Source organism: Veillonella sp. 3310, from assembly GCF_003999875.1.
Taxonomy (GTDB): domain Bacteria; phylum Bacillota; class Negativicutes; order Veillonellales; family Veillonellaceae; genus F0422.
Genome location: NZ_RQVJ01000003.1, coordinates 92,961 through 119,184 on the forward strand (window position 1 = coordinate 92,961; position 26,224 = coordinate 119,184).

The window sequence follows — 26,224 nt, forward strand, 5'->3', positions numbered from 1 at the left end:
GATACTATGTCCGTTATTTTTTCCGGAATTCAACCAAGCGGTGAGTTGACCATTGGAAATTACCTTGGGGCTCTTCGCAATTTCTTGACATTCCAAGACGACCATGAATGCTTTTACTGTATCGTGAATCAACATGCGATTACAGTACCACAAGATCCAAAGGACTTAATCCACAATACTCGAAGCTTGGCTGCCTTATATTTGGCAGTAGGCTTGGACCCTAATAAAGTAACTTTATTTGTGCAATCTGAAGTACCTGCTCATGCTCAGTTAGGTTGGATTTTAACAACGTTAAGCTCTATTGGTGAGTTAGAGCGCATGACGCAGTACAAAGATAAATCGGCGAAACAAGGGGAAACTATCCCAGCTGGTTTGTTGACGTATCCACCATTGATGGCAGCGGATATTTTGTTATACCAAACAAACTATGTGCCCGTAGGGGATGACCAACGTCAACATATCGAGTTAACTCGTGACTTGGCGCAACGTTTCAATTTCAAATATGGCGAAGTCTTTGCTATGCCAGAAATTAAAACGACAGTCGGTGGTGCTCGTGTGATGTCCTTGCAAGATCCGACAAAGAAAATGAGTAAGTCCGATGATAATAACTGGGCGACCATCCGTTTGTTGGATACACCAGATGTAGTGGTGAAGAAGATTAAAAAGGCGGCCACTGATTCTGAAGGGGTCGTGCGCTACGACAAAGAAAAACAGCCAGGTATTTCTAACTTGATGGGTATTTATAATGCCTTAACAGGAGATTCCTTTGAGGCTATTGAAAATATGTATGCTGGCAAAAATTATGGAACTTTCAAAGGTGACATTGCAGACCTATTAGTAGGAGCATTGACACCAATCCATGAACGGTATGCAGAATTAATTAACAGCCCAGAACTAGATACGATTTTGACAGAAGGCGCGGAAAAAGCGGCCTCTGTGGCGAATGTAACATTAGCTCGTGTAGAAGAAGCTATGGGTCTACGACGTAAGTAATGATGAAGATGTAATGAGATGCGTATATAGCATTTCATTACATCTTTTTAATCATGTATACTATGACGCGGTGAGGATATCTAGCAGGATAGGTATGTAGTAAAGGAATATATGGTATCTACAGAGGTGTTGAGTAGGAACACCATAGAGGTTGGAGTACTGTTTAGGAGAGGAACTATGAAACGTGAAGAAATAGAAGAACTGTTTCCTTGTGGAGCGATTCAAGAAGAATTACATAATTCCTCTGTTATGATATGGGGATTTCAACTAGTGTATGCAGCTATCGCTGCTTGGGGGCTGTATCGTGGAGTACTTCTATATCGAGAACTGGGTCATAGCTTCAATATGTGGATGCTTCTTCTTATGGTGGTATCTGCCTACGCATTATTGCGCATGTACCAGCAAGACGATGTGGAGATTTATATCGCTACAGAAGGAATTATTTTAAAACGAACACCTATATTAGTAAAAGAACGGATAGAACGATTCTTCGCACCAGATCTATATTTAACCTTTGTTCATTATCAAGGTATCATGGGTTTTGGAGAGGACTGGAAAACTTTGTATGTTCAGACAGAAACGGGCGGTATATATATCGTGCCTATTAGCTTACAGTTTTTGAGCCATCAAGATAAAATGAAAGTCTTAGAGGCATTGAATCGATATAAAAATACTTGAATAGGACTAGAAAACATGTTACCCTCTTATCAAGGAGTAATATCTGTTCGTTATACGGCAGGGTTTATTTTCGCACAAGGGGGAAATCTATATGTTTGGTGTATTGCTAATTCATGCGGTTTATGCAGTCTTGATGTATTCCTTTAGCTTTAGAATCATGGTGATTCCACATGCTGTATTTGTTGCATTGTCTGGAATCTATATGATTGTTGAAAAAGGACTTATCATTGCGCCTATTTTGTCTTTTGTATACTCATTTTTTGCTATCCTATTGGCTATTAGTGATGAAGCCACTTGGGATGATGGTACAGGCAATGAAATGATTTGGTTTTGGGTATTCTTCTGCTCTGGACTATGCTATGTTATCTTTGAGTATCTCTACTAGGCTATCATAATAGATATAATTTAAAGATCAGCTTAAGGTGTAATCTATAGATTCTAACTTTTTGTTCTGACATAGTTTCTTTATAATGATATTTCGAAGCCGTTGCAACGGTTCTTAGATTATGTGGATGGTCATGCTGCATCGGATGAGTTACTACGAGAAATTGAAAGCGCCGTAGATGAAGCAAAACATTGTGAGACTTGGAGGGAGGAATATTCAATGCTATCAATGGATCATTATACATATTGGAAAGAAGGCGTAGCTGAAGGAAGGGCAGAGGGGTTAGTAGAAGGTGAAAATCTAGGTAAGGCTAAAGCGAAAACTGAAGTTGTCGTTCAAATGCTTCGAGAGAATATATCCATGCAGATGATTGCCAAGATTACTAACTTAACGCTAAAAGAAATAAATGAAATAGGCAAAGCACAGGGCTTGATATAAAACATATAGGTAAAGAGCAAATCAGCGATATAGTGAGTACATAACTTACTATATCGCTTTTTGTTTTGATAGTTAGTTGTTGGAGAATGTCAGTATAAATTACTTTCAGAATAAATAATAAAATTTAGTATTTTATCTCTTTACAACTTTAATTAACTAAAGTATAATGTAATCATGAAATAGAGATTGAATATCTGTAGAGAGGAGAAAGTACTATGAATTGGTTACAAAAATGTTCTAAAACAGTATTGGTAGCGGCTAGTGCATTGGTGATTGTTGGATTAGTGGCAGGTTGTGGGACGTCTACGAAGCAGGCGAACACAGAGGTGCCGAAAAAAATTGTCATCGGCTTAGATGATAACTTCCCACCTATGGGATTCAAAGATGAAAAAGGTGACTTAGTAGGTTTTGATATTGATTTGGCAAAAGAAGTAGCAAAGCGTATTGGTTCTGAAGTAGAATTTAAATCCATCGACTGGGATAGTAAAGAAGCAGAACTAAAATCTAAACGCATTGATGTGTTGTGGAATGGTTTAACCATTACGAAGGAACGGGAGCGCAATATCTTGTTTTCTAAACCATATCTTCGTGGGGACCAAATCATTGCAGTCAAATCTGATTCTGGTATTACAGATAAAGCCCAACTCGATGGTAAACGCGTAGGCGTGCAATCCGGTTCTACTGGGCTAGAAGCGGTGAAAAATGATCCACAATCTAAAAATTTTAAAGAAGTCAAAGAATATGGCGATTATGTAAATGCTTTCATGGATCTAGAATTAGGACGCATCGATGCGGTCGTGGTGGATGAAATGGTAGGCCGTTATTTAATCGGTAAAAAAGGTAATAATGTATTTACCGTAGCCACAGGCTCCTTTGCCAGTGAAAAAGTAGGTGTAGGTATGCGCAAGGAAGATGAAGCGTTGAAAGCTAAAATTGACGCTGCTTTACAAGAAGTGATGAATGATGGTACGGCTGACAAATTGGCGCAAAAATGGTTTGGCAGCACATCTATCTTGACGAAAGAGGAGTATAAATAAATATGGACTTACTGGAGTATATGTTACAGATAGCACCGGCTATTGCCGGCGGATTCCAAGTGACCTTGTCCTTGTTCTTTATCGTCATCATCTTGTCAGTGCCAGGGGGATTGCTCTTGGCGCTGCTCCGTTTGAGTACGAACCGCGTGGTGACAACCATCGTAGATGCTTATGTGTACGTTATGCGTGGTACGCCGTTGATGTTACAAATTTTGCTCATCTATTATGGTTTGCCATTCATGATTGACGGCTTTGAACTGACGGATATGACGGCGGCGGTGTTATCCTTCGTGTTGAATTACATTGCCTACTTATGTGAAATTTTCCGCAGTGGTATTCAATCTATCCCGAAGGGACAATATGAAGGGGCTAAGGTATTAGGCTTTACCTATGTGCAGACTATGTACAAAATCATTTTGCCACAGGTGATCAAACGTGTGTTGCCACCATTGGCAAATGAAACGATTACATTACTGAAAGATACATCTTTGGTGTACGTATTAGCTATGAATGATATCTTACGAATTACTCGTAGCATCGTGCAACGAGACTTTGATATTACCGCTTTTATCGTAGCTGGCGTATTCTATTTAGCTATGACATTTGTATTGACGAAGTTATACCAATATTTAGAACGTCGTATGGCGATGTACGAAGATTAGGAGGAAACCATGGCTTTCATAGACATGTTACATATTGAAAAGAACTATGGCTCAGTGGCGGTCTTGCAAGATGTGTCACTATCCATGGAACGGGGCGAAGTGGTGTCCATCATCGGTCCCTCTGGATCGGGTAAATCCACCTTTCTTCGTTGCTTGGGACAATTAGGAAGTATACAAAAAGGGACGATCATCGTCGATGGGGCAACCTTGGTGGACACTCCGGCGAATGTAGGTGAGGCAGTGTACGTAGGGAAAGAAGAACAGCAACGCATCTTGCTGAAAATGGGGATGGTATTCCAATCTTTTAACCTATTCCCGCATATGACGGTGTTAGAAAATATTATGGTCGCACCTCGCATGGTAAAAGGCATGAAAGACGCGGATATCTTGCCTATTGCTCAGTCCTTGCTAGAAAAAGTAGGCCTTTGGGATAAACGAGATGTATACCCTAGCACCTTGTCAGGGGGACAAAAGCAACGGGTGGCTATTGCTAGAGCACTAGCGATGAAACCAGAAATCATGCTCTTCGACGAACCAACATCCGCTTTAGATCCGGAGTTTACTAGCGAAGTATTACGGACCATCAAAGAACTAGCGGAAGAAGACATGACTATGATCATCGTCACCCACGAAATGGCATTCGCCCGTGAAGTAGCAGATAGAGTCATCTTCATGGCAGACGGCAAAATACAAGAAGAAGGAACCCCAGAAGAGGTCTTCGGGAATCCACAAAACCCAAGAACACAAGCGTTCCTAAACTCTATGCTGAGAGTGTAAGGTTCAAACATTATAAACGCACCTAAACTCCATGCTACGAGGTTTGGTATCAAATCATGCAAAGTAAATGCGACATAACGAGGCACAAACCGTATTATATAGTTTGTACTAGGTATGTCGCATTTTGTGCACCAATACCCTTGCCCTACACTTACTTTCTCATAGAATACAAGCAACTAAATGCGCAATGTCATTTTGTATAGTTCTAGCTAGAATCATACATATACTCAGTGGGAGATAAAGGAACTATCAACAGAATGGACATCCATCATATAGCTTGGTTTTATAATTTGTCGGCAGAGGAATAATAAAAGGGGCTTCCCTCTTGAGGATCCCCCTCACATAACGATGATGATACACAATCATATAAACGGACTGGAAGTAGATGTGTGCCTTTGACTGATGGAGATATAAGGTCAGGGGATACAAGTAAGTAGGCTAGTTTTGCTATATAAGATAAAGGTTGAGAAGAATGCGGTATGCTCCGCAGCAAACATTACGCAGTGCCGTTTGTGAGGAAGCATGCCGCATTCTGACTGACAAGTAAAGGAGAACATAGCCTACTTACCGAGGATAAAATACCCTCAGTCAGAGGCATACACAAATTGCCAATCAGTACTAAGATTGTGTATAATAAGAGGTATGTATAATCCGATGTTAGAGGGAAATGAGGAATGACGATGCGAATTGATGGTCGTGGTTTAAAAGAAATACGCCCTGTGAAAATCACTAGGCATTACACAGCCTACGCAGAGGGATCTGTATTAATTGAATGTGGCAATACAAAAGTACTTTGTACGGCTAGCGTTGAGGATCGTGTTCCCCGCTTTTTGAAAGGCACTGGTACGGGTTGGGTGACAGCGGAATACTCTTTGTTACCACGAGCCACACATACGCGTGTACCTAGAGAAGCAGCTAAAGGTAAACAGACAGGACGCACGGTGGAAATCCAACGCTTGATTGGCCGTGCTTTGCGAGCTGTTGTAGACTTAGAGGCTCTAGGAGAAGTATCTATTACGGTTGACTGTGATGTATTACAAGCTGATGGTGGTACTCGTACAGCTTCTATTACAGGTGCTTTTGTAGCCTTAGTAGATGCCATCTACTCTATCTATGATGGATATGGTAAATTCCCTGTAACAGACTATTTAGCAGCTATTTCCATGGGCATCGGTGAAGATGGTCCTATGCTAGACTTGTGCTATGAAGAAGATAGTGCAGCCGTTGTAGATATGAATGTGGTCTGTACCGGTAAAGGCCAATTAGTAGAAGTGCAAGGTACAGGTGAACATGGGACTTTCACGAGAGAAGAATTGAATAGCTTATTAGATTTAGGTGAAGCTGGTACAAAACAATTGATGCAAGCACAACGTGAAGCATTAGGCGAAATTGGTCACATGGTGGGTCATGAAAATGCACCGAAAGCAGTGGTACTAGCCACACGGAATAAAGGGAAAATTCGTGAGTTTACCGCAGCTTTTGAAGAATTAGGTTTTGAAGTGCGCACAATAGATGATGTGGTGGATATTGATGAGCCAGAAGAAATTGGCACTACCTTTATGGAAAATGCAGAATTGAAAGCTTTATACTACGCAGAGGCTTGTGGTCTCCCATGCGTGGCTGATGATTCTGGACTGGAAGTAGATGCTTTAGGTGGAGCGCCGGGTGTGTATTCCGCACGTTATGCAGGACTGCACCGCAGTGATGAGGATAATAATCGTCGCTTAGTGGCAGAATTAGCTGATGTAACCCCAGCGGATAGAACGGCACGTTATCAATGTGCTCTTGTATGGGCTACGCCGGATGGACAGTGCATTCGTGCTACGGGCACTTGCGAAGGGCTTATCCAGTTAACGCCGATGGGAAAAGGTGGATTCGGTTATGATCCATACTTTTACATTCCAAAATTAAAAACGACGATGGCCAATATTTCTATGGAACAAAAGCAGGCGATTAGTCATCGAGGTAAGGCGCTACGGGCATTAGTGGAGCAATTGCGACACACTATAATTAAGTAATTAAGTAGAAAGTGCCTATATATCAATGATTTAAGGTAATTCTGTGTATAAATGATATACACACGGTTGTTATATTGATATGTATAATGATACACACTCTTTACTATAGTCAATTGACTTTTTAAAAATGCTATGCTAAAATATGTAATATATTATTCTGAAAAGAGGTGAAAATATGGAAGTCAGTAAACATGGAACAAGAGTAAGATGGACAAAAGGTTCTTTGAAAGACGCAGTTTTAAATTCTAAATTTGGAATTATTGCGCGTGATAGATTTATTCGTGCAAAAGAAAAAAGAAACTTAAGATATGAGGATATTTCATATCAAGCTAAAATTAGCCAATCGGATTTATCAAAATATTTAACAAGAAACATTATTTTATCTGATGAAGAATTTACAGCACTTGAGGAACTACTAGGAGTAGAAGAGGGGTACTTAAATCCATTCAAATTACTCCAAATCGAAGATGATGAGATTGAAGTTTTTAGCAACTATCTTACAACCTCTAGCTTTAGAGACGCAACTTCTGCAGAGTTAGAAGAAACTTTAAAAAACAAAAAAGTACAAGCGTTGGTAAATCAATTCCAAAAAGATTTGAGCGAATTAATTAGAGGTGAGTAATCTATGGTTAATATACCATAAGGCTATCTATTGTTATAATAACAGTAGGTAGCCTTTTTTTGTCATTTATATGCAAGAAAAAACAGTAGGTTTAATTGCCTACTGTTTTTAATTCTAATGGTTTAGTTTTCTGTATGATGTTGCTATCGTTGACGGCTATATAGTATCCTTTGTTGACTTCTAGCGGTGTAAACGATGACGAAAACATAACGTATTTAGCACCATTATGAGCAACAACGAAAGCCATATCATTACCGTTTCTATCCTTGCGAATATCGAACTTGTGGACAATAACAGCTAGAACATTTTTACCGTTGACTAATGACGTATCGTAAATGGACAGCGGATTATCCAACGTGATTCCAAGTACTTCTAGTTCAAAGTCACGTTTATTAAACGGTTCTTTTTTATCTGCAGATTCCATTTCATTGTGCAGCTTTAGAGTCCACTCATTGATTTTCTTTTCAGCAGATACAATCTTTTTAGCAATCGACTGTTTCTCTTTATCGTTCACTGGTTCAATAGTTTTTAAGTCGGCAACAATATTCGTAAAGTGATTAATTCTTTCATGACACTTAACTTCGTTGTTGACGTTTTCTTTGTAACTATCTATAATATAGAACAGATGTTCCCTATTATTAAGAAAATCTAAAGCACCAGACTTTACTAAAGACTGTAGGATACGTCTATTGTATGTACGATAGATACAATCTACCGTATATTCTAGCGGTTTATTAATCGAGCCTATACCCTTGACGTAGTTAAGCCCCATGCGAATCTTACCGTTTTCAACAGTCCATTCTTCGCTAGAGTATCTAAGGTCGGGCGGTAGAATCTCTACACCTTTGTTTTGTATCTCTTGGATAAACGGTATGATTTTTTCTTGCGTGCCATGTTCGGAGTTAATGCTGGCGACATAAAACTCAAGGGGATGATGAGCCTTTAGGTAAGCTGTAATATAGCTAAGGTATGCGTACGATTGACTATGTGCAAGGTTAAATGAGTAGGTAGCACTGGCGACAATATCATCTAAGATTTGTTTAGCTACAGATTCATCTGTACCATTCTCTACAGCACGGCTTACAAAATCTTTAGTGATAGATTCCATCAGTTCCATATCTTTTTTACCTACAGCACGGCGAACTGTATCAGCTTCTGCCATGTCATAACCGCCAATGACACGTACTACAGACATCACATCCTCTTGATAGACCATAAGACCATACGTACGGCTTAATACGTCTTTCAATCGTGGGTCTAGGTACTCAAATTGTTTACCATTCCTACGTTCGATGTATTCGTCAAGGATACCAGTAATGATACAAGCAGGGCGGTAGAGCGCAACGATTGTAATTAAGTCAACGAGGCTAGTCGGTCTAACACGTTTCAATGTACGAATCATACCGTCTTTATTCAGTTGGAATACACCTAGAGTATCTCCTTGTTGCAACAGGTTGATTGTCTTTTTGTCGCTCCATGGTAGAGTGGTAACATCTAGTGGATTATCTATAGACTTTAAAACATCGTCAACAACGTCAAGAGTTTTAAGTCCAAGTATATCCTCTTTTAAAAGTCCTATTTGTTCTAAGTACTTAAAGTTAGTGCTTGCAATGAGCACATCCTTGTTCGTCTTTGAATCTTTTTGTCTTTCAAGCGAACAAAACTTGCGTATATCTTGATTGGAGATGATAACACATGAAGCATGCTTACCGAACCCAGACATAATTCCAACAAACTGTTTTGCAAGGTCAATTACGTTATCGGGAATATCACCATGTAGTGAATCTAACATCATCAACTCTAGTTCTTTATTTGTATAATCTTCATCTTCATCATCTACCTTGAATTTGTCTAACTTCTTAGACCATTTCTTGACGATTGAATCTTCAAATCCTAAAGCCTTACCAGCACGGTGCAACGCACCCCTAGACTTGAGATAATTGAACGTGCGACATTGATATACATAGCCGTATTTCTCTTTGATATAGTCTATAACGTCACCACGCATGCGTTGGCTTACATCGTTATCTACATCAGCTGGAGAGATACGTTTAGGGTTAGCAAATCGTTCAAAGTGTAATCCGTTTGTGATTGCATCCAACGTTGTTATTCCAAGGAGATATGCACATTGACATCCACCTACAGACCCCCTGCCGTGACCTACTGGAATACCTCTTTTGCGACAATTATCGAGTATATCTTTAGTAATCAGCAGATAGTCCATGTAGTCTACTTTCTCAAGGACATCAATCTCATGTAGTAGTCGTTTGTCTACTATTTCCTTTTGTTCTTTAGGCAAGAGATGTATTCCTTTGTCTTTGTAGCCCTTGCGTAACTCACTTAGGAATACCTCTTTAGTATTTTGTCCATCGGTAAACTTAGGGTATAGATGTTGATTGAACTCAATCGAGGTATTACATTTATCGAATATCTCCATTGTATTGGCGATTGCATTATCAACAACAGTACTATCAAGATAAGATAAACGATGTCTTACTTCATCTTCTGATTGAATATAAAAGTCATTAGACTGATAGTAATTATCTTCGTCTGACTCTTTGATACCTCTAAAGTACTTATGCAGTTGATATTTATCTTGCGTTGTGTAATGCGCGTCACAACATGCGACTAGCTTAACATTATGTTTGTTCGCAAGTTCAATAATCTCTTTGTTGAATGCATATTGTTCTTCATGCTGGTAGGTGTGAATCTCTATGTATAAATCATCTCCGAATATCTCTTTGAACTCTAACAGTAGATTCTCTTTATCGGGAGACCTCAGCCATCCACCCATGCATGCAGATGTACAGATAAGTCCTTTAGAATACTTGCGAATCATGTCTAAGTCACAACGGCTTTTGTAGTAGTAATGTTCATGTGCTTCGGATGTTAGTTTATATAGATTTTCTAAGCCGTCATTATCCTTAGCGATGAACAGAATATGAAAGTACGACTTATCCTTAATTGATACATCGTACGTATAATACAATTCTGACCCCATTAATAGCTTTAAATCAGTATTGTATTTCTTGTTAAATTTTTGTACTTTGACATAACCCTCTATGAGACCAGAGCACCCGTTATGGTCTGTAATAGCAAAACCCTTTTGCCCTAGAGAGTGTACTCTATTGATTACATCATCTATGCTACTGATTGCGTCATTCATTCCATAGTTGGAAAACTCAGTATGTAGATGAGTGTGTATAAAATTATCCATTTTAAACTCCTTTCTGTATCTATATTATATCACTTTTTGGGAATAATAGAAAGGATTTAGATAGAATGTTATTCATAAAAGTAAAAATTAAAGATAAAAATAGCTTTAAAATAGTTGATATAATGTTGAGCATAGTTTATGATGGTTACATCAAATAGTTGTTTTTAAGAAAAGAAAGGAGAGTAAAATATGGAAATGTTAAAAGAGTTCTTCACTTATCAAATTGTAGAAGAAGTATTACAAGATGGCAACTTTATAGACGATATAAAAGAGCGCTATCCACAAATTGATGAAGTGGCATTGCATGATATTGTCATAGAAACAATAACGAAGGCAGTTAGAAAATCATTAGATACACTAGAAGAATACGAACAATAGGAGAAACACAAATGAATAACAATCAAAAGACTAAACGTGAGCAATACATCACACCGTTGGGAACAGCTAAGTACATCTACATTAATGGACGTGAAGATATTCTGACAGACCAATTCACTGGACGCAAAACTCCAAACGGATATTCCGCGACAATTGAAATCACGGAAGAACAAGCTAAAGAAGTAAAAGCTAAGTTTACCAAAGCATGGACTGAATCACGTGAGTATGAGGTATTGAGCAACAACGGTAAAGATGTATCTACACCGAAAATGCCGTTATTCAAAAACAAAGAAGGTAAATGGATGTTGAAAGCTAAGACTAAGCCAACATTCTATGACGCAAAAACGCAATCTCAAAAAGAGCGTGTAGTCATGCTTCGTGACGGTTTACAAAATATCTTAGACCCTAAGACTACTATTTGGAGCGGTTCAACGATTCGATTGGTTACAACGATTAATCCATATGCTGGAGCGATGGGTTACGGTATCAGCTTATATCTATCGGGTATCCAAATTGCGGAGTTGGCACAAGCACAAGGTGGTAACAGCTGGGGAACAATAGAGGGAACACATGCGATTACTAACTTTGAAAATCCGCAATATGTATCAGCACAAGAAGAGGAACAGGATGTAATTCCATTCTAAGATAATCGTTGCAGATAAATTATATACGTACACACACATTACAAAACCAAACCAAAGAATTAAGCAAGGGGAATATACTCTTGCTTTTTTCTAATGCATAAAAACTGTAGGGAATATCAGTATTTGAAACGAGTGACAATACCTTTATGATTGATATATACTGATTTTGCACACATATATTTATACAATACGTTAAATTACTTGACACGATATGATATAATATTAATCTATAGATTACTATACTATAGATTAGTCTATAGATAACCTTTAGGATTGAATCTATAGAACTTATCTTATAGATTATCTTTAGGATGATTATCTATAGATTGTAATCTTTAGATTTGTATCTATAGGTTTCTTATCTTTATGTTATTCATCTTATAGATTCTCATCTTATTAGTTGATTAATCTATAGATTGATTTAAAGAACTACGTTCTTTAAATAGGAAACCCAGTGTTTTTTGACTTAAAGTCTTTCATCATTGTGACTTTGATTGCTACGCAATGGCGCTACGCACCAATCAGTGATTTAGTTTTGACGAACCTTTGGACGCAATTAAAATTGCTTGACAAGTCAAAGTGAAATGTTTTACAATGTTTTCGGAATATAAATTTGGTACTTTTTAGAATATTGGAATATCAGAAAGGGAAGTATGGGAATGAACATTGAAGAATTTAGTAAATTGCCACATAAAAAGAAGTCGTGGCACGTTGCGAAGTTGTACTTGAATAAGTGTACCGTTAAAGGCTTTATCGTAAATGGGAAGCCTAATGCAGATTTCTTTAAAATTCAAAATTGGTTGAATCACAATGAAGAGGGAAATTTAGCATTACTATTTAGATATTTGACAAACATTGAAGATAAGGAAATATGTACCTTATCATCGCTATTTGATAAAGCAATGAATTTAAGCAGTAAGGTTCATATAAATGCAAATTCAGCGCAAACAGCTAAACAATATGAACGAAAATCTGTAGAGGAATGGTTAAATGGTTAGTAGAGTGCATAGTAGAAAGTATGGACCGAGACCTACTAGACAATTCTACAAAATATCTGTAATGAAATACTTAGCACATTTAAGTTATGACAGAGATAGGCAAATTTATGGTATTTACTTTCCAAAAAGAAAAGTAGTAAACGTTGAAGAGGAGATAATCAACAGACCTTTCAAGTACAGAAACACAAGGCAAATGACGTTAAAAGAATCTTACAAAAAGATTGACAATAACATCATGTTCTATTTTAAAATTGGCGAAGCCAGATACGTAAACTTAGATACAGCGGAAATATACCGCACTGAACGTGGTAGACAAACAACGTACCTATTGCTTGACGGTGGAGAAGTGACAGCTTATGACATTCAACGAAAAGAGTATAGAAGCGAAAAAGATATATGGATGGAATGCGACGATAACTATTTTCAAACATACAAACAGAACTACAAAACAGAAAAGAGAAAAGTTCAGTTAAGACGTGGACGCAATAAGCGTTGGGAAGCGAAAGAAAAAATCCGAGTAGAGGAAAAAAGGCGAATTAGAGCCTTAAAAAGACAGCAACGAAAGGAACAAGAGAAAGGAGAAACGCATGGACACAATTCAGACATTGTTATACAAGATTGACTTAGTTGACCTAGTACAAGAGTATACGCCGTTACAATTAATCAATGGTGTGTATCGTGGTTGTTGCCCTATTCATGGTGGTCACAACAATACATCATTTTGTATCTTAGACAATCGGTATTATTGCCATTCATGTGGAGCTACAGGTGACGCCATTAAGTTTTATTGTGAAATGGAATCTCTTAGCTTTTATCAAGCGGTAGAAGCATTGGCAGATAAGTATGAGGTATCTACAGACGATGAAAAGTATCAACGCGAGAAAGATTTATATCGAGAGAATGCTATTACAGCGAACTCATTCCATAAAAAGGTAAATACCGTGACAGATTACCTAGTCAACAAACGTGGATTATCACTAGACACAATCAACGAATTTCAGCTAGGGTATGACAGCGGTGGCTATCTAGGAGTTGATGTAGCTGGGATTATCATTCCAATTCAAGACCACTATGGACGAATCGTTGGATTTTCTAAACGTAGATTAGACAGTGGTAAGCCTAAGTATAAGAATACAAAGGAAAATGAAATATTCCACAAAGGTAGCTTGTTGTTTAATTACCATCGAGCAGTCAAGATGATTAAGCATACGAAAAAGCTACACGTGGTTGAGGGATACATTGATGTGTTATCAGCACATGAACAAGGACTTGCATGTGTAGGCTATCTCGGAGGTAGACCAACGCAACAACAGCTAAAGATACTTATGGAGATACAGCGATTATATAAAGGTGACGTAACATTTATATTAGCCGTTGACAATCCACTAGAGGATGACGCAGGTAGAAATGCGTTGATTAAAACAAGAGAATCAATCATGAAGTACACTCCAGAGTTAAATGTACGTGTACCAATTTATCCAACGTGATAGAAAGAGAGGAATTAATGCTAGATTTTCCATTTTATAGTATGCCTATTCGAGTGCTAAAGAAAACAACAAAATATACAGTGTTTAATAGTTTTGACTTAAAACGCAATGATAAGCTACAGTTTAAAATTGCAACGATTGATAGAGATGTGGTTGGATTATCCAAGCATAAAATCAATGTAGAAGTTTACTGTAACGATGTATACATGGAAACAGTTGGATTAAGGCGACTACAGACAATCTTAACAGATTACATCGAGTGGCTGCCGTATGCGTTATACGCCAAAAGTAGTGCATTTAGAATTAAAAACGAGGAATAGATATGAAATTTTACAAGATAGATGGACGGTCAGATTTTGGCAAGCAATATATCAAAAGCTTTAGATTTGAAACTATCATGACAAACGTTGTACTTAATGACTTTTGTAGATTTACTGGTATCAGTAAATACGGCGTCAAAATAGTAAACGACACAATTGTTATCAGTGAAGATGAATACAATAAATTATCAGACTTCTATAAAGCGTTCTTTGAAAAGATTCTTAAGATGTACTATCTAAAGCCTAATAACGAATGGGGAGCATATCTTGACGTACTATTGCGTGTTCTAGAAGAAACAAGAGAGCCTAGCTTGCTAGATTATATTGATGATTGGAATGGAGAAAATCTATCACTATTAACAAGCGAGCGATATAAAGTCGTTGATTCTGAAATTGTAACTGATACGGTTGACGTATTCGTTAAAACAAGGGGAAAGATATACACTGATAACAACGACATACGTGAGTGCTTACCAGAAGAGTTTATGACAGCAAGAGGTAAACAAATTGACATCATGTTATATTCGATAGGTGAACTCAATGAAAGACTATAACGACTTACACATAGCTGGTGTATGCATTGGAGACCTAGAAACAGAACCGCTTGATATAGCTTGCCTTAATATTGGGCTTGAGAAGATTGGCGACTCTACAAATGAATACAGATTCGCTAGTGACTTTTGCAAGACTATTCGTGACGGGATGATTAAGTCAGATGTAGCAAAGATATTATCTAAGCGGTGGGATAAGCCGTTAAGTGAGGTTAAAGAGTATTTATCAGTATCGGTAACAGATAGCGAGGAACTACTTACAAAAGTGCACAACTTTGAAGATTCGTTCTTAGATTTCAGAGAATTTGTTGGCGAAGAGGGCGAAGGCTTAGGATTTCCATCCATTGATGAATCTATTGGAGGTGTAAAGCGAAAAGAGGTAGTAGTCCTAGGGGCTTACTCTAATCATGGTAAATCGTTTGTTGCTTCAAAAATTGTAGCACATAGAATACTTCACTATAACGATAATGTAGTAGTATTCTCCATGGAAATGCCTAGGGGTCAGTTCTTAGCAGAGGTTATCAAAGAGATACTACACATGAACGATGATACACTACAAGCCTACATGAAAACAGACAACGGATTTCACATCTATGAACAAGTGCAAGAAAAATTAAAAGATAGGCTGCGAATTGTTGATGAACCGAACAAGTCTGTAGCAGATATGACTGAAATCGTACGATTGTTACAGGCAGATGGCTTTAGTAGCGACTTTATCGTATATGACCACTTTCACCTAATACCGGGTGTAGATGACCTTGCGATACAAAACAGTGAAGCCAATTCACTAAAAGATTTTGTCAAGCGATTCAACTGTAGACTACTCATGCTGGCACAATTCAATGAAGAGTCTCAAAAATCATATGGTACAAAGAAAAAAGTGTTTGAACCTATGATTACAAATATCAAAGGGTCTAATAACTTAAAAGCTATAGCAGACCAAGTGTTACTGGTTTGGCGACCGTATTATACTGACACTTCGCTTGACTCAATAGAACGTGAAGCCTTGCGATTTATCACATCGATTAAAATTGCAAAGAGTAGACGTACGTTGAAAGGGTCTATCTTTTTTCGTCTTAAATATAATCCAGAGACGGCTTCACTGACAGAGGTTGTTAGAAACAATTAATCTTTCTATAAAAATTAAAGATTAATATTTTTTTAGAAAAATTATATTCTAAAAAGTTGACATAGTACATAAAAAGTGATATTATATAGGTGTAGGGAAAACCACCTACTGGATACTTGACGTTTCCGCTAATTCCTTTCAATGTGACGGTGCAAGCCGTCACTACATGAGAGGTGACAGTTCAGTATCGTCATTTTATCAAGCAATTAAACAAATGATAGACTCAACCAGCAATATTTCAAATCAAGGCTATAGAGATAATATTAGAGTCTAGTAATCAAACACTGCGAACAGCAAAAAACATTCAAGAATAAAGATTTCCATAAACCATAATCTATATAATGATGCAGTGTGTATGTTTAATTGTTTGACGAGATGATGATATGTCGAGGTGCAACTCCTTGACCTCTCAACTTTCTTATTATTTATGTTTATAAATTATAAGTAGATGTAAACTACAAATTAGAACACCTCTTACATCAAATATTAGGATTGAACGTTTAATTAAAATAACCTTAAAGAGGTGTGTGGAAAACTCAACAACTTCTCATACAGCAACTGATATGGGATAAACTGATAATTTATTAACCAAAGAACCAAAGAGGAGAGTAGGATGAGCGACAAATTATTTAAAGCATTAGAAAAAGCACCTAATGCAGAAACAGCGAACGGTGCTAATGCATATGATAGTACAAATAATGCGTTCTTAGATTTCTTTTATGAAGCTGGTAACGCAAGAACAAAAGAAAAACAAGCTATTTACACTTTAGTAGAAAACTCTAAAGTGTGTGATAAAGAAAATACGATTCGCTTGATTGGATATATGCGAGATGTACGCAACGGATTAGGCGAACGTAAAGGCTTTAGATTGGCAATGCAGTACTTAATTGCTGGTGGCTTAAAAGTAAAACCTAAGAAGCTGTTCGATTGGTGCATGGAGTACGGTCGAGCAGATGATTACTATGAGATTGTCTATAGTGCTTACAAAGGTGAAGAACTAAAGACTTTCACAGAGGTAATCAAAAAGGCTTTAGCTAAAGATATGAAAGCCAAAGCACCTACACTACTTGCGAAGTGGCTACCGTCAATTAATGCAAGTAGTAAAGAAACTAGAAATAAAGCTAAAGTCTTATGTAAGTATTTAGATATGACTGAAAAGGACTACCGCAAAACACTTAGCTGTATTCGCAAGAAGATTAAACTAGTCGAAACGTTCTTAACGAACAAGGACTACAGTTTTGACTACTCTAGCATTCCATCACTTGCGATGTTGAAGTATAGAATGGCGTTCGCACGAAACGATGGTGAGAGATATAGCGAGTACATCAAGGCAGTCAACAGTGGCGACAAAAAGATGAACATGCAAGTGTCAGAGCCTAAAGACATTTACAAGATGTGGAAACAAACACGTGAAGCAAATGATTTAGTTGAAGCTGCATGGAAGTCTTTGAAACAGCAAGAATTGACTGATGTTAAATTCTTACCAGTGTTAGATACAAGTGCTAGCATGTGGGGTGTTCCAGAACAAATTGGCGCGTCTTTAGCTGTATATTTTTCAGAAAAATTGCCACAGCCGTATCGGGATAAAATCGTGACATTTAGCAGTAAGGCTAGATATTTTGACTTATCTAAATTCGATACAGTGTGTAAAAAATTCAATCATCTTAATGAAAATTGTATTGTAGAAGATACAAACATTGAGTCTGTATTGCATTTGGTGTTTGGAACAGCTAGAGATAATGGATTAACAAATGAAGATATTCCAACATTGTTATTCTTGAGCGACATGCAATTCAATGAAGGAGTGGATAAAGTACATGGTTGTTCTTATCACGAAGCCTTTAAAAAGATTGCAGATAGCTATGGGTACAAATTACCTAGAATTGTATACTGGAATATCAATGCATACGGATATAAGAACTCACCAGTTCGTCACGATGAGCAAGGAGTGGTAATGCTTAGTGGTTCATCCACAAATGCAATTCAAGCGTTGTATCACATCAACGAAACACCACTAGAAACAGCACTTGCGACTGTACAAAACAGTAAAGCAGGGAATGAATTACTAGAAGTGTTTAAAAAGAAATAAACAACAAGAAATATCCATGAGTGACAACAGTATTTACTCATGGATATTTTTATAACCAAAAGGAGAGGAAATTATGGAAAACTACTTTATGTGTCCAGACAAAAAGGTCATATCATGCAGTGACTGTATTAAACAGTGTAGGAGAAAAGAACGTTGTCTTGCATTACCGTTGTTAGTATACGCAAGTCGAACTAGAGATTTAAACAGACGGCATTTCAGTGTGACTGAACTATTGTCACCTACACTGCAGATGTATCTAAAGGCTACACATGGCGAATTAATCAAGCCACAGTCAATACTACCTAGCGCTATCGGAACAGCGTGCCACGCTATCTTAGAGGACTGTTTACCAATTGGATATGCTGGCGAGTTTAGGCTTGAGAGTGACGGAATTACAGGTCAAATGGACTGTATCGACTTAAAAGGTAAAACTCTATATGACTATAAAATCACTAGTGTTTACAAAGTAGCCAGTATGCTGGGGTACAGCATGTACAGAGGATACAAGGAAATTACTAGAGGTAAGAATAAGGGTGAACAGCGATTTGGACTTCATTGGACTAAAGAGCCTAATGGACTGCATGACTATGGTGACTACTGTAAACAACAAAATTTATATCGTATCTTGCTTGCTAAGAATGGTATAGAAATCAACGATATGTATCTACAGTGCATTATCAAAGAACCCGAATCTAAGCTAAAAGAAACACCGCTTAAAAAGCCGTGCTATCTAATCAAATTACCAAAGATGAATGATGAAAGACTTTGGAATTATGCACAGTATAAAAAGCGAGTGTTATTACATGCGATTGATACAGGAGAATTACCTAAGATGTGTACACCTAAAGAAACATGGAACGGTAGACGTTGTAAAGATTACTGTAATGTAGCCGTGCATTGTCCTTATATGAATGGGGGAAAGTAAATGATACTCATAGGTAAAATGGGTAGCGGTAAATCTACGGTTGCTAACATTATGGATGTTCAGCAATTTGCATTCGCAGATTTACTCAAAGAGGTTATCACAGAAACAGAAAATACCACTGCTAGCCACGGCTTGCATATAATCTGTAGTCAATTTGAAGAAGAACGATTCACTGACCAAAGCCGTGTATATAACCTATTGAAAGAAATTCATCGAGTAAAACCTACTAAGCAAGGCAAGCAGTATGCACGGTGGTATTATCAACAGCTGGGACAGTTAATGCGTGAGGTTGACCCTTTGTTTTGGGTAAAAGCTGTTAGAAACAAGATGAAACAGCAAAAATACAGGTGGAATAAATTAGACTATGTAATTACAGACTGTAGGTTTAAAAACGAGTTTAAAGCATTCAAGGAAGATTATTCAATCTACATCGAATGTGATGATACAGAGCGCATTAAACGGTTGAAAGAACGTGACGGGGATGTAACGCTTGAATACATGAAAGACATCTCAGAGATTGAATTGGAAAGTCTAAAAGATAAATGCGACTACATTATTGATACAACAGGATTAACGATTGAAGAATTACAGCAAGAAGTGTGGGAGGTAATGGTTGACATTGAGCAAAATCAAGAAGAATGACGCATACTTGCTAAAGTCAATAGCAGATATGCTAGAGCATGATAAACAGCTGTGTTATAAGGCTTGCGAATTAGAAACTAAAGAAGAACAGTTAGACATACTACAGAAACTAATCAAACGATTAGACGGTGAGAAAAGTCTACTATTAGAGTATATGGAGACTATACAGCATGATTCTATTTAGTGGCATAGTTGAGGGAATACCAGTAGCACAGGGTAGACCACGGTTTAGTACGTTTGGTGGATATACAAGGGTATATGACCCGCCAAAGTCTAAAGCATACAAGAAACTCATTCAAGATACTGTACCAAAGAAAGAACATCTCATTGATGTACCTTTTAAATTTAATCTTGATGTGTATCTGCCTATTCCTAAATCAACATCGAAAAAGAACAAGCAGTTAATGCTAGAGGGGGCAATCGTACCGACTAAAAAGCCTGATGTTGATAACTATGTGAAAGGTGTACTGGACGCATTAAATCAACACATATGGACTGATGATTCACTCATAGTAAATCTATCGGTGAAAAAACGGTACAGTGACAATCCTAGGATTGAGTTCGCTTGTTATGATATATCACTATAGAAAACGAGGAGGTAATTATGCATAGATACAATTTTGAAAATGGATTTTTTAAAGATGTAGAAGTGAAAATCAATATGGAAATTTTCATGAGTGGCGAAGATTACGAAACAACATACGAGGAAAAAGAAGAGCATATCAAAAATCTTGTAAAGTATATCACAAGAGATAAGGATATTACTAAAGTATATGATATTGAAGTGTTGGATATTTTTTAATGGGGAACATTTATGACGGAAAGATATATTGAAGCAAGTGGTAGGTTTAATATCACAATCAAAGTAAAAGACTATGGTCAAGAACCATGCGATGAAGAAATGCTTAGAGAAATACTGCACGCATTTCTAGGCAAGAGTTCATCTAAAAATGATTCTATCGACATTTTGTATGACTATGAAATAGTAGACGAAAATATCTATTAAGGAGAAAGCTATGGATAAAGAACAAATGCATATACAGGCTACGGTTACACTTAACCTAGATACATACTTTGACGCAAATAACTTTAGAATCTTACCAGACCAGCTTGGATTTGTGAAAGATAGCATTACTAATGAAATTGAAGAGAATATGCGCCGTGCTGTAATGGCAATAGATACGTTTGATACAGATTATGTAATCGAGGAGATATTAATCAATGGCGAATACGTATGATTTATACTACGGCGACAGTATCAATAAGGAATATATCAATACATTTAATACAGAGGATGAAGCCTTTGATTGTATCGTTGAGTTTTTAAAGTCAAAAGGATGTGAGCCGTATTATTACCGTGGAATTTATCACGATGAATACACGATGATAGACTACGGCAGTCACTATACTTTTTATTATATTTACAAGAGGTAATACTATGGAATTATATTGGTTTGTTTATTTTACAAAAGATGGTGAACATAAATTAATTGGTAAGTATAAAAAAGAGTGTAAGGCATTCGATTGTGTAGCAGAATATTGCAAAGACCCTATAAAGTTTAAAGACTTGGTATTTCACAGAGATATCAATGGGTTTACAGTTGGATATGGCGTAACAGGTGAATATTATTCAGTAATTAAAGAGTTTGTTTAATTTGAAAGGAGTAACGATAGTGGAAAAGCTAAAGTTTATTGACATGTTCGCTGGAATCGGTGGATTTCACAGTGGACTGGAACAAGCTGGTATGCAGTGCGTTGGATGGATTGAGATTGATAAGTACGCAAGGAAGTCTTATCTTGCGATTCACAATGCACACGATTTATGGACAGCAGAAGATATCACAAAAGTTAAAGGCGATGAGTTGCCACATGCAGATTTATGGTCATTCGGTTCGCCGTGTCAAGATTTATCAGTTGCAGGTAAAATCAAAGGTTTAGATGGCGAAAGGAGTGGTCTGTTTTATGAAGTCATGCGACTTATTGACGAACGAGAAGAAAGTGGAAAAGGTAAACCCGAATGGTTACTCTTTGAAAATGTTAAAGGAGCTTTATCCAGTAGGGGGGCAAGACTTCCTTGAAATCCTCTATCAAGTGGCAGAAAGAGGGTACTATCTTGAATGGAGAGTGTATAATTCAAAAAACTACGGAGTACCACAAAACCGTGAGCGAGTGTACCTTATTGGACATCATGGAGGAAAACCCCGGAATGAAATACTACCTAAAGCAAGAGACGGCGGAAAAGGTATTAAAAAGCTTGATGGCTTAGATAATAACGATTGTTTTCAAGGTTATCGTGTGTTTGAAACTGATGGTGTAAGTTGCACGTTAAGCTCAGCGCATGGTGGACTTGGAGTAAACACTGGATTATACGGTCAAGATATTCCAAAGAACAAGCACCGCGAGAAAATACCACAGGGGTATCGTGTGTATGAAGTAGACGGCATAACCCCTACAGTTAATTGTGCTGGTGGTGGCGTTGGCGGTAAAACTGGACTATATGGTATTGACGTTATTAATCGAGGGGATATAACTCACCAAAGAAGTAGAGTATATAATCCTATTGGACATATCGGAGCACTCACGGCGACAGACTATAAAGAACCGCCTAAAGTTTTTCAGCCTATCGAAATAGACGAAACTATGTATCCGAACGTATGTAAGCTAAAGAATAACCGTGTAATAACAGTTAGAAAGCTAACACCACGTGAATGCTTTAGATTGCAAGGCTTCACAGATGAACAGTTCGATAGAATACCAGCCGAGATTAGTGATACTCAAAGATACAGACAGGCGGGAAACAGTGTGACTGTACCTTTAGTTAAAGAAATCGGAGAATCTATCGTTAAGTATTGGGAAGGAATGGATAAATGAGCGAGTTATTAAAACTAAAGTTTGAACCGTATTATATTAGAGAAGAAAGCGAAGAAGGGTGGAAGGTTGATGTTGTTTACGTGGATAAGAATCTAGCAGGTGAAAGAATTGAAGTTTTTAAAGAAAGTGATGGGTATAGGTTGTATTCGATAGATTTGGGCAATAGTTTTATAAAATTAAAAATCTGTAATCCACAAGTGGACGAAATCGTAATCTATTCAAATAAAAGCGGTTGTTTTGTGAAAAACAAAAATTTAGAAAAAACGAAAAATGCACTTGAGATTTTAAAGCCAGCTATGAAAAGGCGTTATGATGAAATTGTTGAAAAGAAACAGGTAGAAAAAGAATGGCAAGAGCAAAAATCTTTTGAATTAACACTATAGGAGTTAAGTATGAGTGATTTGTTAAAACTAAAGTTTATAGCAGACTGGGATTGTTATTGTTCACCTTATGAATGCTATCGGATTCAAGTAGATAAAGTGGATTACTATTTGCTTGGTGCTGTGATTTCCGTTGTAAATGAAAAAGATAAAAATCAAGAATATACGATTAAAATCGGAAGTTTGGGTATAGAATTAAAGTCATTCTACGATTATCCTTACGATGTGGATATAGATGGTGAAACTAGATTAGTTGATATACCATACAACCGTTTCAGTTATCTTGACGCAGATGACTTAGAGGAAGTCCTTAACGCACTCAAAATGTTAAAGCCAGAGATGGAAAAGTACAGAAACACAATGCGAGACAAAGAACTTGCAAAAGAGAAACGCAAGGCTTTGTGGCTAGAAAAAGAACCTTTTGAGTTTACACTATAGGAGTTAAGTATGACGAATGTAGAATTTAGACAATCACTCAGCAAGAAACAAGTAGGATTCTTGCGAGAAAAATATAAAGACTTACTAAATCAAGTGGAAGAGGAGCTAGACGGATGTAGCTATTTATCCTTTGGGGATAAGGTGGAGAGTGTAGGCAAATTGTTGTTATTAGCAAGTACTTACAAAGAATTACTTCTAGGGGATAGTTTGGATGGTCTATTTAGCGAATGTTATGAACGTTACGAAAACATATAGGAGTTATCATGAACGATTTATTTAAACTCACGTTTACACCTATCGTAAACGGCTATAAAAGTATCAACAAGTATAAAGTAAAAGTTGAGTATTTTGACAAGAATGTCGTCGGGACTATGTTCGACATGAGAGGTGACGATAGACTAGGATTTGTTATTTTCTTTAATGAAGAATTTATCAATGCATTTAATCACTGTATAGAGGGATACTGCGGAGAAACAATAACATCAAGGTCATTAATAGGCGATGGCTATACGATAGAAAAACGATATATTGATTTGTATATCGAAGCCATAAATAAAGTTAAACCACAGCTTAAAGAAGTTTGTTTAGAAAAACAAAGGAAAGAAGATTGCTTGAAAAAGACTTATGAAGAATGGAAACGGGAAAAGCCTATCGAGTATTCATTTTAAAGGAGTAAACCAATGGAGGAATTAATCAGTTTTGACTTAGTGCCAACATTTAAAGAGTGTTATATTGTTGACAATCTACAAATAAACAAGCGCCTTTTTGAGTTTAGGTGCGAAAAGAAAATTGATGGTGTTACATATGAATTTGTTATTTTTAAAAGGTCGTTCGATATTTATGCGAATAAAAACGGCGGAAACACGTTTTGTACTTTATGCTGCATAAAACAGGATAATCCAGTTTGTGAAAACGTCATCGATGATATTCAAAATGTTCTTAAACTGTTTAAATCCGAAATGCAAGAGTATGTAGAGCGAAAAAAGAAATGGGAGCAAAAGAACAAGATTAACATTTCAGTTTAATATAAATGGGAGTGAAACCAATGGATGAACTGATTAGTTTTGATTTAGAAGAAGAAGGCGTTGTAACATATAGGGTTAAAAATCTAAGAATTAATCCAAATCTTGAATATTTCAACAATACTGTAAAATTCAGTGGTCAAAAATATCGTATTAATATTAGTCTTGGATATATCTCTGTATTTCGAGTTGGATTATTTGAGAATGAAACACGTTTATTTTTCTTTAAACACATGTCAAGTTATAACAAAAGAAGATGTGAACTTGTAAAAGAATTGTTAAGTCTATCCAAAGATAAAATGCAACAATATGCTGACAAAGTAAAAGAGCGTATGAATAAAGTTGAAGATTGGAAAACACAAAGAAAAGTCGATAGTTTTAAAATCTAAAGAATAACAGGAGGAATTATGCAAAGGAAATGTCATGCATGCGGTGCAACGTTCACAGTGCAAGGCGATTGTCAAACAAAATGTGAATTATGTACAGCTGGAGTATCAAGAGAGGGTCGCATGGTGTACGGCTATGTACCACCAAAAGAAGAAAAACCTAAAGAAAAATCAGAAAAAAAGTGTAGAAAAACAGCGGAAGTGCTAAAAACATGTGAAATATGCGGTCTTGTTTTTAAGCCAAGCAGTCCAGCTCAAAAAACTTGTTCTTATCCATGTAGATTAGAGCGTGTAAAGAGAATGCGAGATAAAGGCGTTGAAAGACAGTCAAACGTACATGAAGAGACGTGCGTTATATGTGGTAAGCAGTTTATGACAAAACGATACAATCAAATTGTTTGTTCGGAAGAATGTTTAAAAGAAAAAACAAGAAGGCAAAGACGTGAGTATAAAAAGCGTTGTAGAGAACGAGCAAAGGCGGTGAGCTAATGGCAAGAAACATTGAAATACGAATGCTCCCTATATGGTTAGACCACGGCGACAATAGGGCATGTTATCTTATCGAACAAGTAAATGTAGATAAATATCTAAATGGTAAAACGTTTAGAAAAACAGTAGATAACGTGCCTTATGAAATTAGATTTGAAAAGGAGCATATCATAATTCGTGAGGATAAACCAGTATTTTGTGAGTTCTCACTAAAAATATCCAAAGGAAAGAAACATCAAAAAGGCATGATGCATAAAGGGGTAAAAGTCTTACGTGAGATTTCCGAAGAGATTCGTAAGACAGTTATCGAACAGCAGAAAGAGCGAACCGAATGGTTATCTCAAGATAGCTTATTATTTAGTCTATAGGAGATTATTATGTATGACTACAAAGATTTTGCAAACGATTTGAATGACAATCAAAGAGAACTACTGACTAGATACTATGAACAGGCAGTGCAGTGTGCAGAATACAATCTATCTACTTTCATGGATGAACGAATTGATAGAAGAACAACAGCTAATCAAGTAAGATATGCGTTGAATCAAGTAAACTTTCTTTCTAAATTGACAGGAATTGAACTTGAAAGAGATTATATTCGTATTTTACATGAGTTTAAAATCAATGGCGGTATGAATTACTATTGAT

The 26,224-nt window shown here is 36.9% G+C and carries 37 protein-coding genes and 1 pseudogene; 37 read left to right on the forward strand and 1 reads right to left on the reverse strand.

Annotated features, from left to right (window positions below):
- The first annotated feature begins 6 nt into the window (after positions 1-6).
- The 10 genes and pseudogenes from trpS to EO127_RS05475 all read left to right on the forward strand — a co-directional run bounded on the left by trpS (position 7) and on the right by EO127_RS05475 (position 7,610).
- A complete protein-coding gene (trpS, locus tag EO127_RS05435; protein WP_127163344.1) occupies positions 7-993 on the forward strand; it encodes a tryptophan--tRNA ligase in 987 nt (328 codons plus the stop codon).
- A 177-nt stretch (positions 994-1,170) separates the two neighbouring features.
- The gene (locus EO127_RS05440; protein ID WP_127448359.1) at positions 1,171-1,671 is read left to right on the forward strand and encodes a hypothetical protein; all 501 of its coding nucleotides are present in this window, start codon (positions 1,171-1,173) and stop codon (positions 1,669-1,671) included.
- Positions 1,672-1,762: 91 nt separating this feature from the next.
- Positions 1,763-2,056, forward strand: a complete 294-nt coding sequence (locus EO127_RS05445) for a hypothetical protein (protein WP_127448362.1) — start codon at positions 1,763-1,765, stop codon at positions 2,054-2,056.
- Between the two features lie 102 nt (positions 2,057-2,158).
- Positions 2,159-2,494 (forward strand): hypothetical protein, encoded by a 336-nt coding sequence (locus tag EO127_RS05450; RefSeq protein WP_127448364.1) that lies wholly within the window; start codon positions 2,159-2,161, stop codon positions 2,492-2,494.
- 215 nt (positions 2,495-2,709) lie between these two features.
- Positions 2,710-3,531: an amino acid ABC transporter substrate-binding protein gene (locus EO127_RS05455; protein WP_127448366.1), complete on the forward strand. Its 822-nt coding sequence runs from the start codon at positions 2,710-2,712 to the stop codon at positions 3,529-3,531.
- A 2-nt stretch (positions 3,532-3,533) separates the two neighbouring features.
- Positions 3,534-4,193 (forward strand): amino acid ABC transporter permease, encoded by a 660-nt coding sequence (locus EO127_RS05460; protein ID WP_206168579.1) that lies wholly within the window; start codon positions 3,534-3,536, stop codon positions 4,191-4,193.
- Between the two features lie 9 nt (positions 4,194-4,202).
- Complete coding sequence (locus EO127_RS05465) at positions 4,203-4,970, forward strand: amino acid ABC transporter ATP-binding protein (RefSeq protein ID WP_127448369.1); 768 nt, start codon at positions 4,203-4,205, stop codon at positions 4,968-4,970.
- Between the two features lie 680 nt (positions 4,971-5,650).
- Positions 5,651-6,376 (forward strand): annotated as a pseudogene (rph, locus tag EO127_RS08835) (ribonuclease PH); the annotation flags it as partial.
- Complete coding sequence (locus EO127_RS08840) at positions 6,368-6,988, forward strand: XTP/dITP diphosphatase (protein ID WP_240646024.1); 621 nt, start codon at positions 6,368-6,370, stop codon at positions 6,986-6,988. The pseudogene rph and the gene EO127_RS08840, both read left to right, overlap by 9 nt.
- A gap of 175 nt (positions 6,989-7,163) precedes the next feature.
- Complete coding sequence (locus EO127_RS05475; RefSeq protein ID WP_127448372.1) at positions 7,164-7,610, forward strand: helix-turn-helix transcriptional regulator; 447 nt, start codon at positions 7,164-7,166, stop codon at positions 7,608-7,610.
- A 91-nt stretch (positions 7,611-7,701) separates the two neighbouring features.
- Here the strand turns inward: EO127_RS05475 and dnaE are convergent, their stop codons facing one another.
- Positions 7,702-10,827, reverse strand: coding sequence for a DNA polymerase III subunit alpha (dnaE, locus tag EO127_RS05480; protein ID WP_127448375.1), 3,126 nt, complete (start codon positions 10,825-10,827; stop codon positions 7,702-7,704).
- Positions 10,828-11,016: 189 nt separating this feature from the next.
- Here dnaE and EO127_RS05485 point away from each other — a divergent pair, with 189 nt between their 5' ends.
- From EO127_RS05485 to EO127_RS05615, 27 genes are all read left to right on the forward strand, one after another.
- The gene (locus EO127_RS05485) at positions 11,017-11,205 is read left to right on the forward strand and encodes a hypothetical protein (RefSeq protein WP_127448377.1); all 189 of its coding nucleotides are present in this window, start codon (positions 11,017-11,019) and stop codon (positions 11,203-11,205) included.
- An 11-nt stretch (positions 11,206-11,216) separates the two neighbouring features.
- Positions 11,217-11,849, forward strand: a complete 633-nt coding sequence (locus EO127_RS05490) for a hypothetical protein (RefSeq protein ID WP_127448379.1) — start codon at positions 11,217-11,219, stop codon at positions 11,847-11,849.
- A gap of 659 nt (positions 11,850-12,508) precedes the next feature.
- Positions 12,509-12,847 (forward strand): hypothetical protein, encoded by a 339-nt coding sequence (locus EO127_RS05495; RefSeq protein WP_127448381.1) that lies wholly within the window; start codon positions 12,509-12,511, stop codon positions 12,845-12,847.
- A gap of 61 nt (positions 12,848-12,908) precedes the next feature.
- The gene (locus tag EO127_RS05500; RefSeq protein ID WP_127448383.1) at positions 12,909-13,469 is read left to right on the forward strand and encodes a hypothetical protein; all 561 of its coding nucleotides are present in this window, start codon (positions 12,909-12,911) and stop codon (positions 13,467-13,469) included.
- Positions 13,435-14,334, forward strand: a complete 900-nt coding sequence (locus EO127_RS05505) for a CHC2 zinc finger domain-containing protein (protein ID WP_127448385.1) — start codon at positions 13,435-13,437, stop codon at positions 14,332-14,334. Before EO127_RS05500 ends, EO127_RS05505 begins: the two co-directional genes overlap by 35 nt.
- A gap of 17 nt (positions 14,335-14,351) precedes the next feature.
- Positions 14,352-14,654, forward strand: a complete 303-nt coding sequence (locus tag EO127_RS05510; protein ID WP_164742298.1) for a hypothetical protein — start codon at positions 14,352-14,354, stop codon at positions 14,652-14,654.
- Positions 14,655-14,656: 2 nt separating this feature from the next.
- Positions 14,657-15,208: a hypothetical protein gene (locus EO127_RS05515; protein WP_127448390.1), complete on the forward strand. Its 552-nt coding sequence runs from the start codon at positions 14,657-14,659 to the stop codon at positions 15,206-15,208.
- Positions 15,195-16,334 carry a DnaB-like helicase C-terminal domain-containing protein gene (locus EO127_RS05520; protein ID WP_127448393.1) on the forward strand — a complete coding sequence of 380 codons (1,140 nt, stop codon included), beginning with the start codon at positions 15,195-15,197 and terminating at the stop codon, positions 16,332-16,334. Before EO127_RS05515 ends, EO127_RS05520 begins: the two co-directional genes overlap by 14 nt.
- A 613-nt stretch (positions 16,335-16,947) precedes the next feature.
- Positions 16,948-18,423: a DUF2828 family protein gene (locus EO127_RS05525; RefSeq protein WP_127448396.1), complete on the forward strand. Its 1,476-nt coding sequence runs from the start codon at positions 16,948-16,950 to the stop codon at positions 18,421-18,423.
- 73 nt (positions 18,424-18,496) lie between these two features.
- On the forward strand, positions 18,497-19,348 hold the full coding sequence (locus EO127_RS05530) for a hypothetical protein (protein ID WP_164742299.1): 852 nt from the start codon (positions 18,497-18,499) through the stop codon (positions 19,346-19,348).
- On the forward strand, positions 19,349-19,990 hold the full coding sequence (locus tag EO127_RS05535; RefSeq protein ID WP_127448401.1) for an AAA family ATPase: 642 nt from the start codon (positions 19,349-19,351) through the stop codon (positions 19,988-19,990).
- Between the two features lie 170 nt (positions 19,991-20,160).
- On the forward strand, positions 20,161-20,577 hold the full coding sequence (locus EO127_RS05540; protein ID WP_127448403.1) for a RusA family crossover junction endodeoxyribonuclease: 417 nt from the start codon (positions 20,161-20,163) through the stop codon (positions 20,575-20,577).
- 17 nt (positions 20,578-20,594) lie between these two features.
- The gene (locus EO127_RS05545; protein ID WP_127448406.1) at positions 20,595-20,792 is read left to right on the forward strand and encodes a hypothetical protein; all 198 of its coding nucleotides are present in this window, start codon (positions 20,595-20,597) and stop codon (positions 20,790-20,792) included.
- 12 nt (positions 20,793-20,804) lie between these two features.
- On the forward strand, positions 20,805-20,996 hold the full coding sequence (locus EO127_RS05550; RefSeq protein WP_127448408.1) for a hypothetical protein: 192 nt from the start codon (positions 20,805-20,807) through the stop codon (positions 20,994-20,996).
- 10 nt (positions 20,997-21,006) lie between these two features.
- Positions 21,007-21,228, forward strand: a complete 222-nt coding sequence (locus EO127_RS05555) for a hypothetical protein (protein WP_127448411.1) — start codon at positions 21,007-21,009, stop codon at positions 21,226-21,228.
- A gap of 200 nt (positions 21,229-21,428) precedes the next feature.
- Positions 21,429-21,644 (forward strand): hypothetical protein, encoded by a 216-nt coding sequence (locus EO127_RS05560; RefSeq protein ID WP_127448413.1) that lies wholly within the window; start codon positions 21,429-21,431, stop codon positions 21,642-21,644.
- 19 nt (positions 21,645-21,663) lie between these two features.
- Positions 21,664-22,068 (forward strand): DNA cytosine methyltransferase, encoded by a 405-nt coding sequence (locus EO127_RS08880; protein WP_127448415.1) that lies wholly within the window; start codon positions 21,664-21,666, stop codon positions 22,066-22,068.
- Positions 21,989-22,861 (forward strand): DNA cytosine methyltransferase, encoded by an 873-nt coding sequence (locus tag EO127_RS05570; RefSeq protein ID WP_164742300.1) that lies wholly within the window; start codon positions 21,989-21,991, stop codon positions 22,859-22,861. Before EO127_RS08880 ends, EO127_RS05570 begins: the two co-directional genes overlap by 80 nt.
- The gene (locus EO127_RS05575; RefSeq protein ID WP_127448420.1) at positions 22,858-23,244 is read left to right on the forward strand and encodes a hypothetical protein; all 387 of its coding nucleotides are present in this window, start codon (positions 22,858-22,860) and stop codon (positions 23,242-23,244) included. Before EO127_RS05570 ends, EO127_RS05575 begins: the two co-directional genes overlap by 4 nt.
- Before the next feature lie 9 nt (positions 23,245-23,253).
- Positions 23,254-23,679 (forward strand): hypothetical protein, encoded by a 426-nt coding sequence (locus EO127_RS05580; protein ID WP_127448422.1) that lies wholly within the window; start codon positions 23,254-23,256, stop codon positions 23,677-23,679.
- A 9-nt stretch (positions 23,680-23,688) separates the two neighbouring features.
- Complete coding sequence (locus tag EO127_RS05585) at positions 23,689-23,934, forward strand: hypothetical protein (protein WP_127448424.1); 246 nt, start codon at positions 23,689-23,691, stop codon at positions 23,932-23,934.
- A gap of 8 nt (positions 23,935-23,942) precedes the next feature.
- Positions 23,943-24,347, forward strand: a complete 405-nt coding sequence (locus EO127_RS05590; protein WP_127448426.1) for a hypothetical protein — start codon at positions 23,943-23,945, stop codon at positions 24,345-24,347.
- A gap of 12 nt (positions 24,348-24,359) precedes the next feature.
- Positions 24,360-24,704, forward strand: a complete 345-nt coding sequence (locus EO127_RS05595; RefSeq protein ID WP_127448429.1) for a hypothetical protein — start codon at positions 24,360-24,362, stop codon at positions 24,702-24,704.
- Between the two features lie 20 nt (positions 24,705-24,724).
- Entirely contained in the window at positions 24,725-25,090 is a 366-nt protein-coding gene (locus EO127_RS05600; protein WP_127448431.1) for a hypothetical protein, read from the forward strand.
- An 18-nt stretch (positions 25,091-25,108) separates the two neighbouring features.
- Entirely contained in the window at positions 25,109-25,576 is a 468-nt protein-coding gene (locus EO127_RS05605) for a hypothetical protein (RefSeq protein WP_127448433.1), read from the forward strand.
- The gene (locus EO127_RS05610; RefSeq protein ID WP_127448435.1) at positions 25,576-25,944 is read left to right on the forward strand and encodes a hypothetical protein; all 369 of its coding nucleotides are present in this window, start codon (positions 25,576-25,578) and stop codon (positions 25,942-25,944) included. Before EO127_RS05605 ends, EO127_RS05610 begins: the two co-directional genes overlap by 1 nt.
- A 9-nt stretch (positions 25,945-25,953) precedes the next feature.
- Positions 25,954-26,223 carry a hypothetical protein gene (locus tag EO127_RS05615; RefSeq protein ID WP_127448438.1) on the forward strand — a complete coding sequence of 90 codons (270 nt, stop codon included), beginning with the start codon at positions 25,954-25,956 and terminating at the stop codon, positions 26,221-26,223.
- The last annotated feature ends 1 nt before the right edge of the window (position 26,224 follow it).

What these genes read in the sequence shown, in the direction of transcription:
- trpS (WP_127163344.1), top strand. Translation starts at nt 7, where the DNA reads ATGTCCGTTATTTTTTCCGGAATTCAACCAAGCGGTGAGTTGACCATT.
- EO127_RS05440 (WP_127448359.1), top strand. Translation starts at nt 1,171, where the DNA reads ATGAAACGTGAAGAAATAGAAGAACTGTTTCCTTGTGGAGCGATTCAA.
- EO127_RS05445 (WP_127448362.1), top strand. Translation starts at nt 1,763, where the DNA reads ATGTTTGGTGTATTGCTAATTCATGCGGTTTATGCAGTCTTGATGTAT.
- EO127_RS05455 (WP_127448366.1), top strand. Translation starts at nt 2,710, where the DNA reads ATGAATTGGTTACAAAAATGTTCTAAAACAGTATTGGTAGCGGCTAGT.
- EO127_RS05460 (WP_206168579.1), top strand. Translation starts at nt 3,534, where the DNA reads ATGGACTTACTGGAGTATATGTTACAGATAGCACCGGCTATTGCCGGC.
- EO127_RS05465 (WP_127448369.1), top strand. Translation starts at nt 4,203, where the DNA reads ATGGCTTTCATAGACATGTTACATATTGAAAAGAACTATGGCTCAGTG.
- EO127_RS08840 (WP_240646024.1), top strand. Translation starts at nt 6,368, where the DNA reads ATGGTGGGTCATGAAAATGCACCGAAAGCAGTGGTACTAGCCACACGG.
- EO127_RS05475 (WP_127448372.1), top strand. Translation starts at nt 7,164, where the DNA reads ATGGAAGTCAGTAAACATGGAACAAGAGTAAGATGGACAAAAGGTTCT.
- dnaE (WP_127448375.1), bottom strand. Translation starts at nt 10,827, where the DNA reads ATGGATAATTTTATACACACTCATCTACATACTGAGTTTTCCAACTAT.
- EO127_RS05485 (WP_127448377.1), top strand. Translation starts at nt 11,017, where the DNA reads ATGGAAATGTTAAAAGAGTTCTTCACTTATCAAATTGTAGAAGAAGTA.
- EO127_RS05490 (WP_127448379.1), top strand. Translation starts at nt 11,217, where the DNA reads ATGAATAACAATCAAAAGACTAAACGTGAGCAATACATCACACCGTTG.
- EO127_RS05495 (WP_127448381.1), top strand. Translation starts at nt 12,509, where the DNA reads ATGAACATTGAAGAATTTAGTAAATTGCCACATAAAAAGAAGTCGTGG.
- EO127_RS05500 (WP_127448383.1), top strand. Translation starts at nt 12,909, where the DNA reads ATGAAATACTTAGCACATTTAAGTTATGACAGAGATAGGCAAATTTAT.
- EO127_RS05505 (WP_127448385.1), top strand. Translation starts at nt 13,435, where the DNA reads ATGGACACAATTCAGACATTGTTATACAAGATTGACTTAGTTGACCTA.
- EO127_RS05510 (WP_164742298.1), top strand. Translation starts at nt 14,352, where the DNA reads ATGCTAGATTTTCCATTTTATAGTATGCCTATTCGAGTGCTAAAGAAA.
- EO127_RS05515 (WP_127448390.1), top strand. Translation starts at nt 14,657, where the DNA reads ATGAAATTTTACAAGATAGATGGACGGTCAGATTTTGGCAAGCAATAT.
- EO127_RS05520 (WP_127448393.1), top strand. Translation starts at nt 15,195, where the DNA reads ATGAAAGACTATAACGACTTACACATAGCTGGTGTATGCATTGGAGAC.
- EO127_RS05525 (WP_127448396.1), top strand. Translation starts at nt 16,948, where the DNA reads ATGAGCGACAAATTATTTAAAGCATTAGAAAAAGCACCTAATGCAGAA.
- EO127_RS05530 (WP_164742299.1), top strand. Translation starts at nt 18,497, where the DNA reads ATGGAAAACTACTTTATGTGTCCAGACAAAAAGGTCATATCATGCAGT.
- EO127_RS05535 (WP_127448401.1), top strand. Translation starts at nt 19,349, where the DNA reads ATGATACTCATAGGTAAAATGGGTAGCGGTAAATCTACGGTTGCTAAC.
- EO127_RS05540 (WP_127448403.1), top strand. Translation starts at nt 20,161, where the DNA reads ATGATTCTATTTAGTGGCATAGTTGAGGGAATACCAGTAGCACAGGGT.
- EO127_RS05545 (WP_127448406.1), top strand. Translation starts at nt 20,595, where the DNA reads ATGCATAGATACAATTTTGAAAATGGATTTTTTAAAGATGTAGAAGTG.
- EO127_RS05550 (WP_127448408.1), top strand. Translation starts at nt 20,805, where the DNA reads ATGACGGAAAGATATATTGAAGCAAGTGGTAGGTTTAATATCACAATC.
- EO127_RS05555 (WP_127448411.1), top strand. Translation starts at nt 21,007, where the DNA reads ATGGATAAAGAACAAATGCATATACAGGCTACGGTTACACTTAACCTA.
- EO127_RS05560 (WP_127448413.1), top strand. Translation starts at nt 21,429, where the DNA reads ATGGAATTATATTGGTTTGTTTATTTTACAAAAGATGGTGAACATAAA.
- EO127_RS05575 (WP_127448420.1), top strand. Translation starts at nt 22,858, where the DNA reads ATGAGCGAGTTATTAAAACTAAAGTTTGAACCGTATTATATTAGAGAA.
- EO127_RS05580 (WP_127448422.1), top strand. Translation starts at nt 23,254, where the DNA reads ATGAGTGATTTGTTAAAACTAAAGTTTATAGCAGACTGGGATTGTTAT.
- EO127_RS05585 (WP_127448424.1), top strand. Translation starts at nt 23,689, where the DNA reads ATGACGAATGTAGAATTTAGACAATCACTCAGCAAGAAACAAGTAGGA.
- EO127_RS05590 (WP_127448426.1), top strand. Translation starts at nt 23,943, where the DNA reads ATGAACGATTTATTTAAACTCACGTTTACACCTATCGTAAACGGCTAT.
- EO127_RS05595 (WP_127448429.1), top strand. Translation starts at nt 24,360, where the DNA reads ATGGAGGAATTAATCAGTTTTGACTTAGTGCCAACATTTAAAGAGTGT.
- EO127_RS05600 (WP_127448431.1), top strand. Translation starts at nt 24,725, where the DNA reads ATGGATGAACTGATTAGTTTTGATTTAGAAGAAGAAGGCGTTGTAACA.
- EO127_RS05605 (WP_127448433.1), top strand. Translation starts at nt 25,109, where the DNA reads ATGCAAAGGAAATGTCATGCATGCGGTGCAACGTTCACAGTGCAAGGC.
- EO127_RS05610 (WP_127448435.1), top strand. Translation starts at nt 25,576, where the DNA reads ATGGCAAGAAACATTGAAATACGAATGCTCCCTATATGGTTAGACCAC.
- EO127_RS05615 (WP_127448438.1), top strand. Translation starts at nt 25,954, where the DNA reads ATGTATGACTACAAAGATTTTGCAAACGATTTGAATGACAATCAAAGA.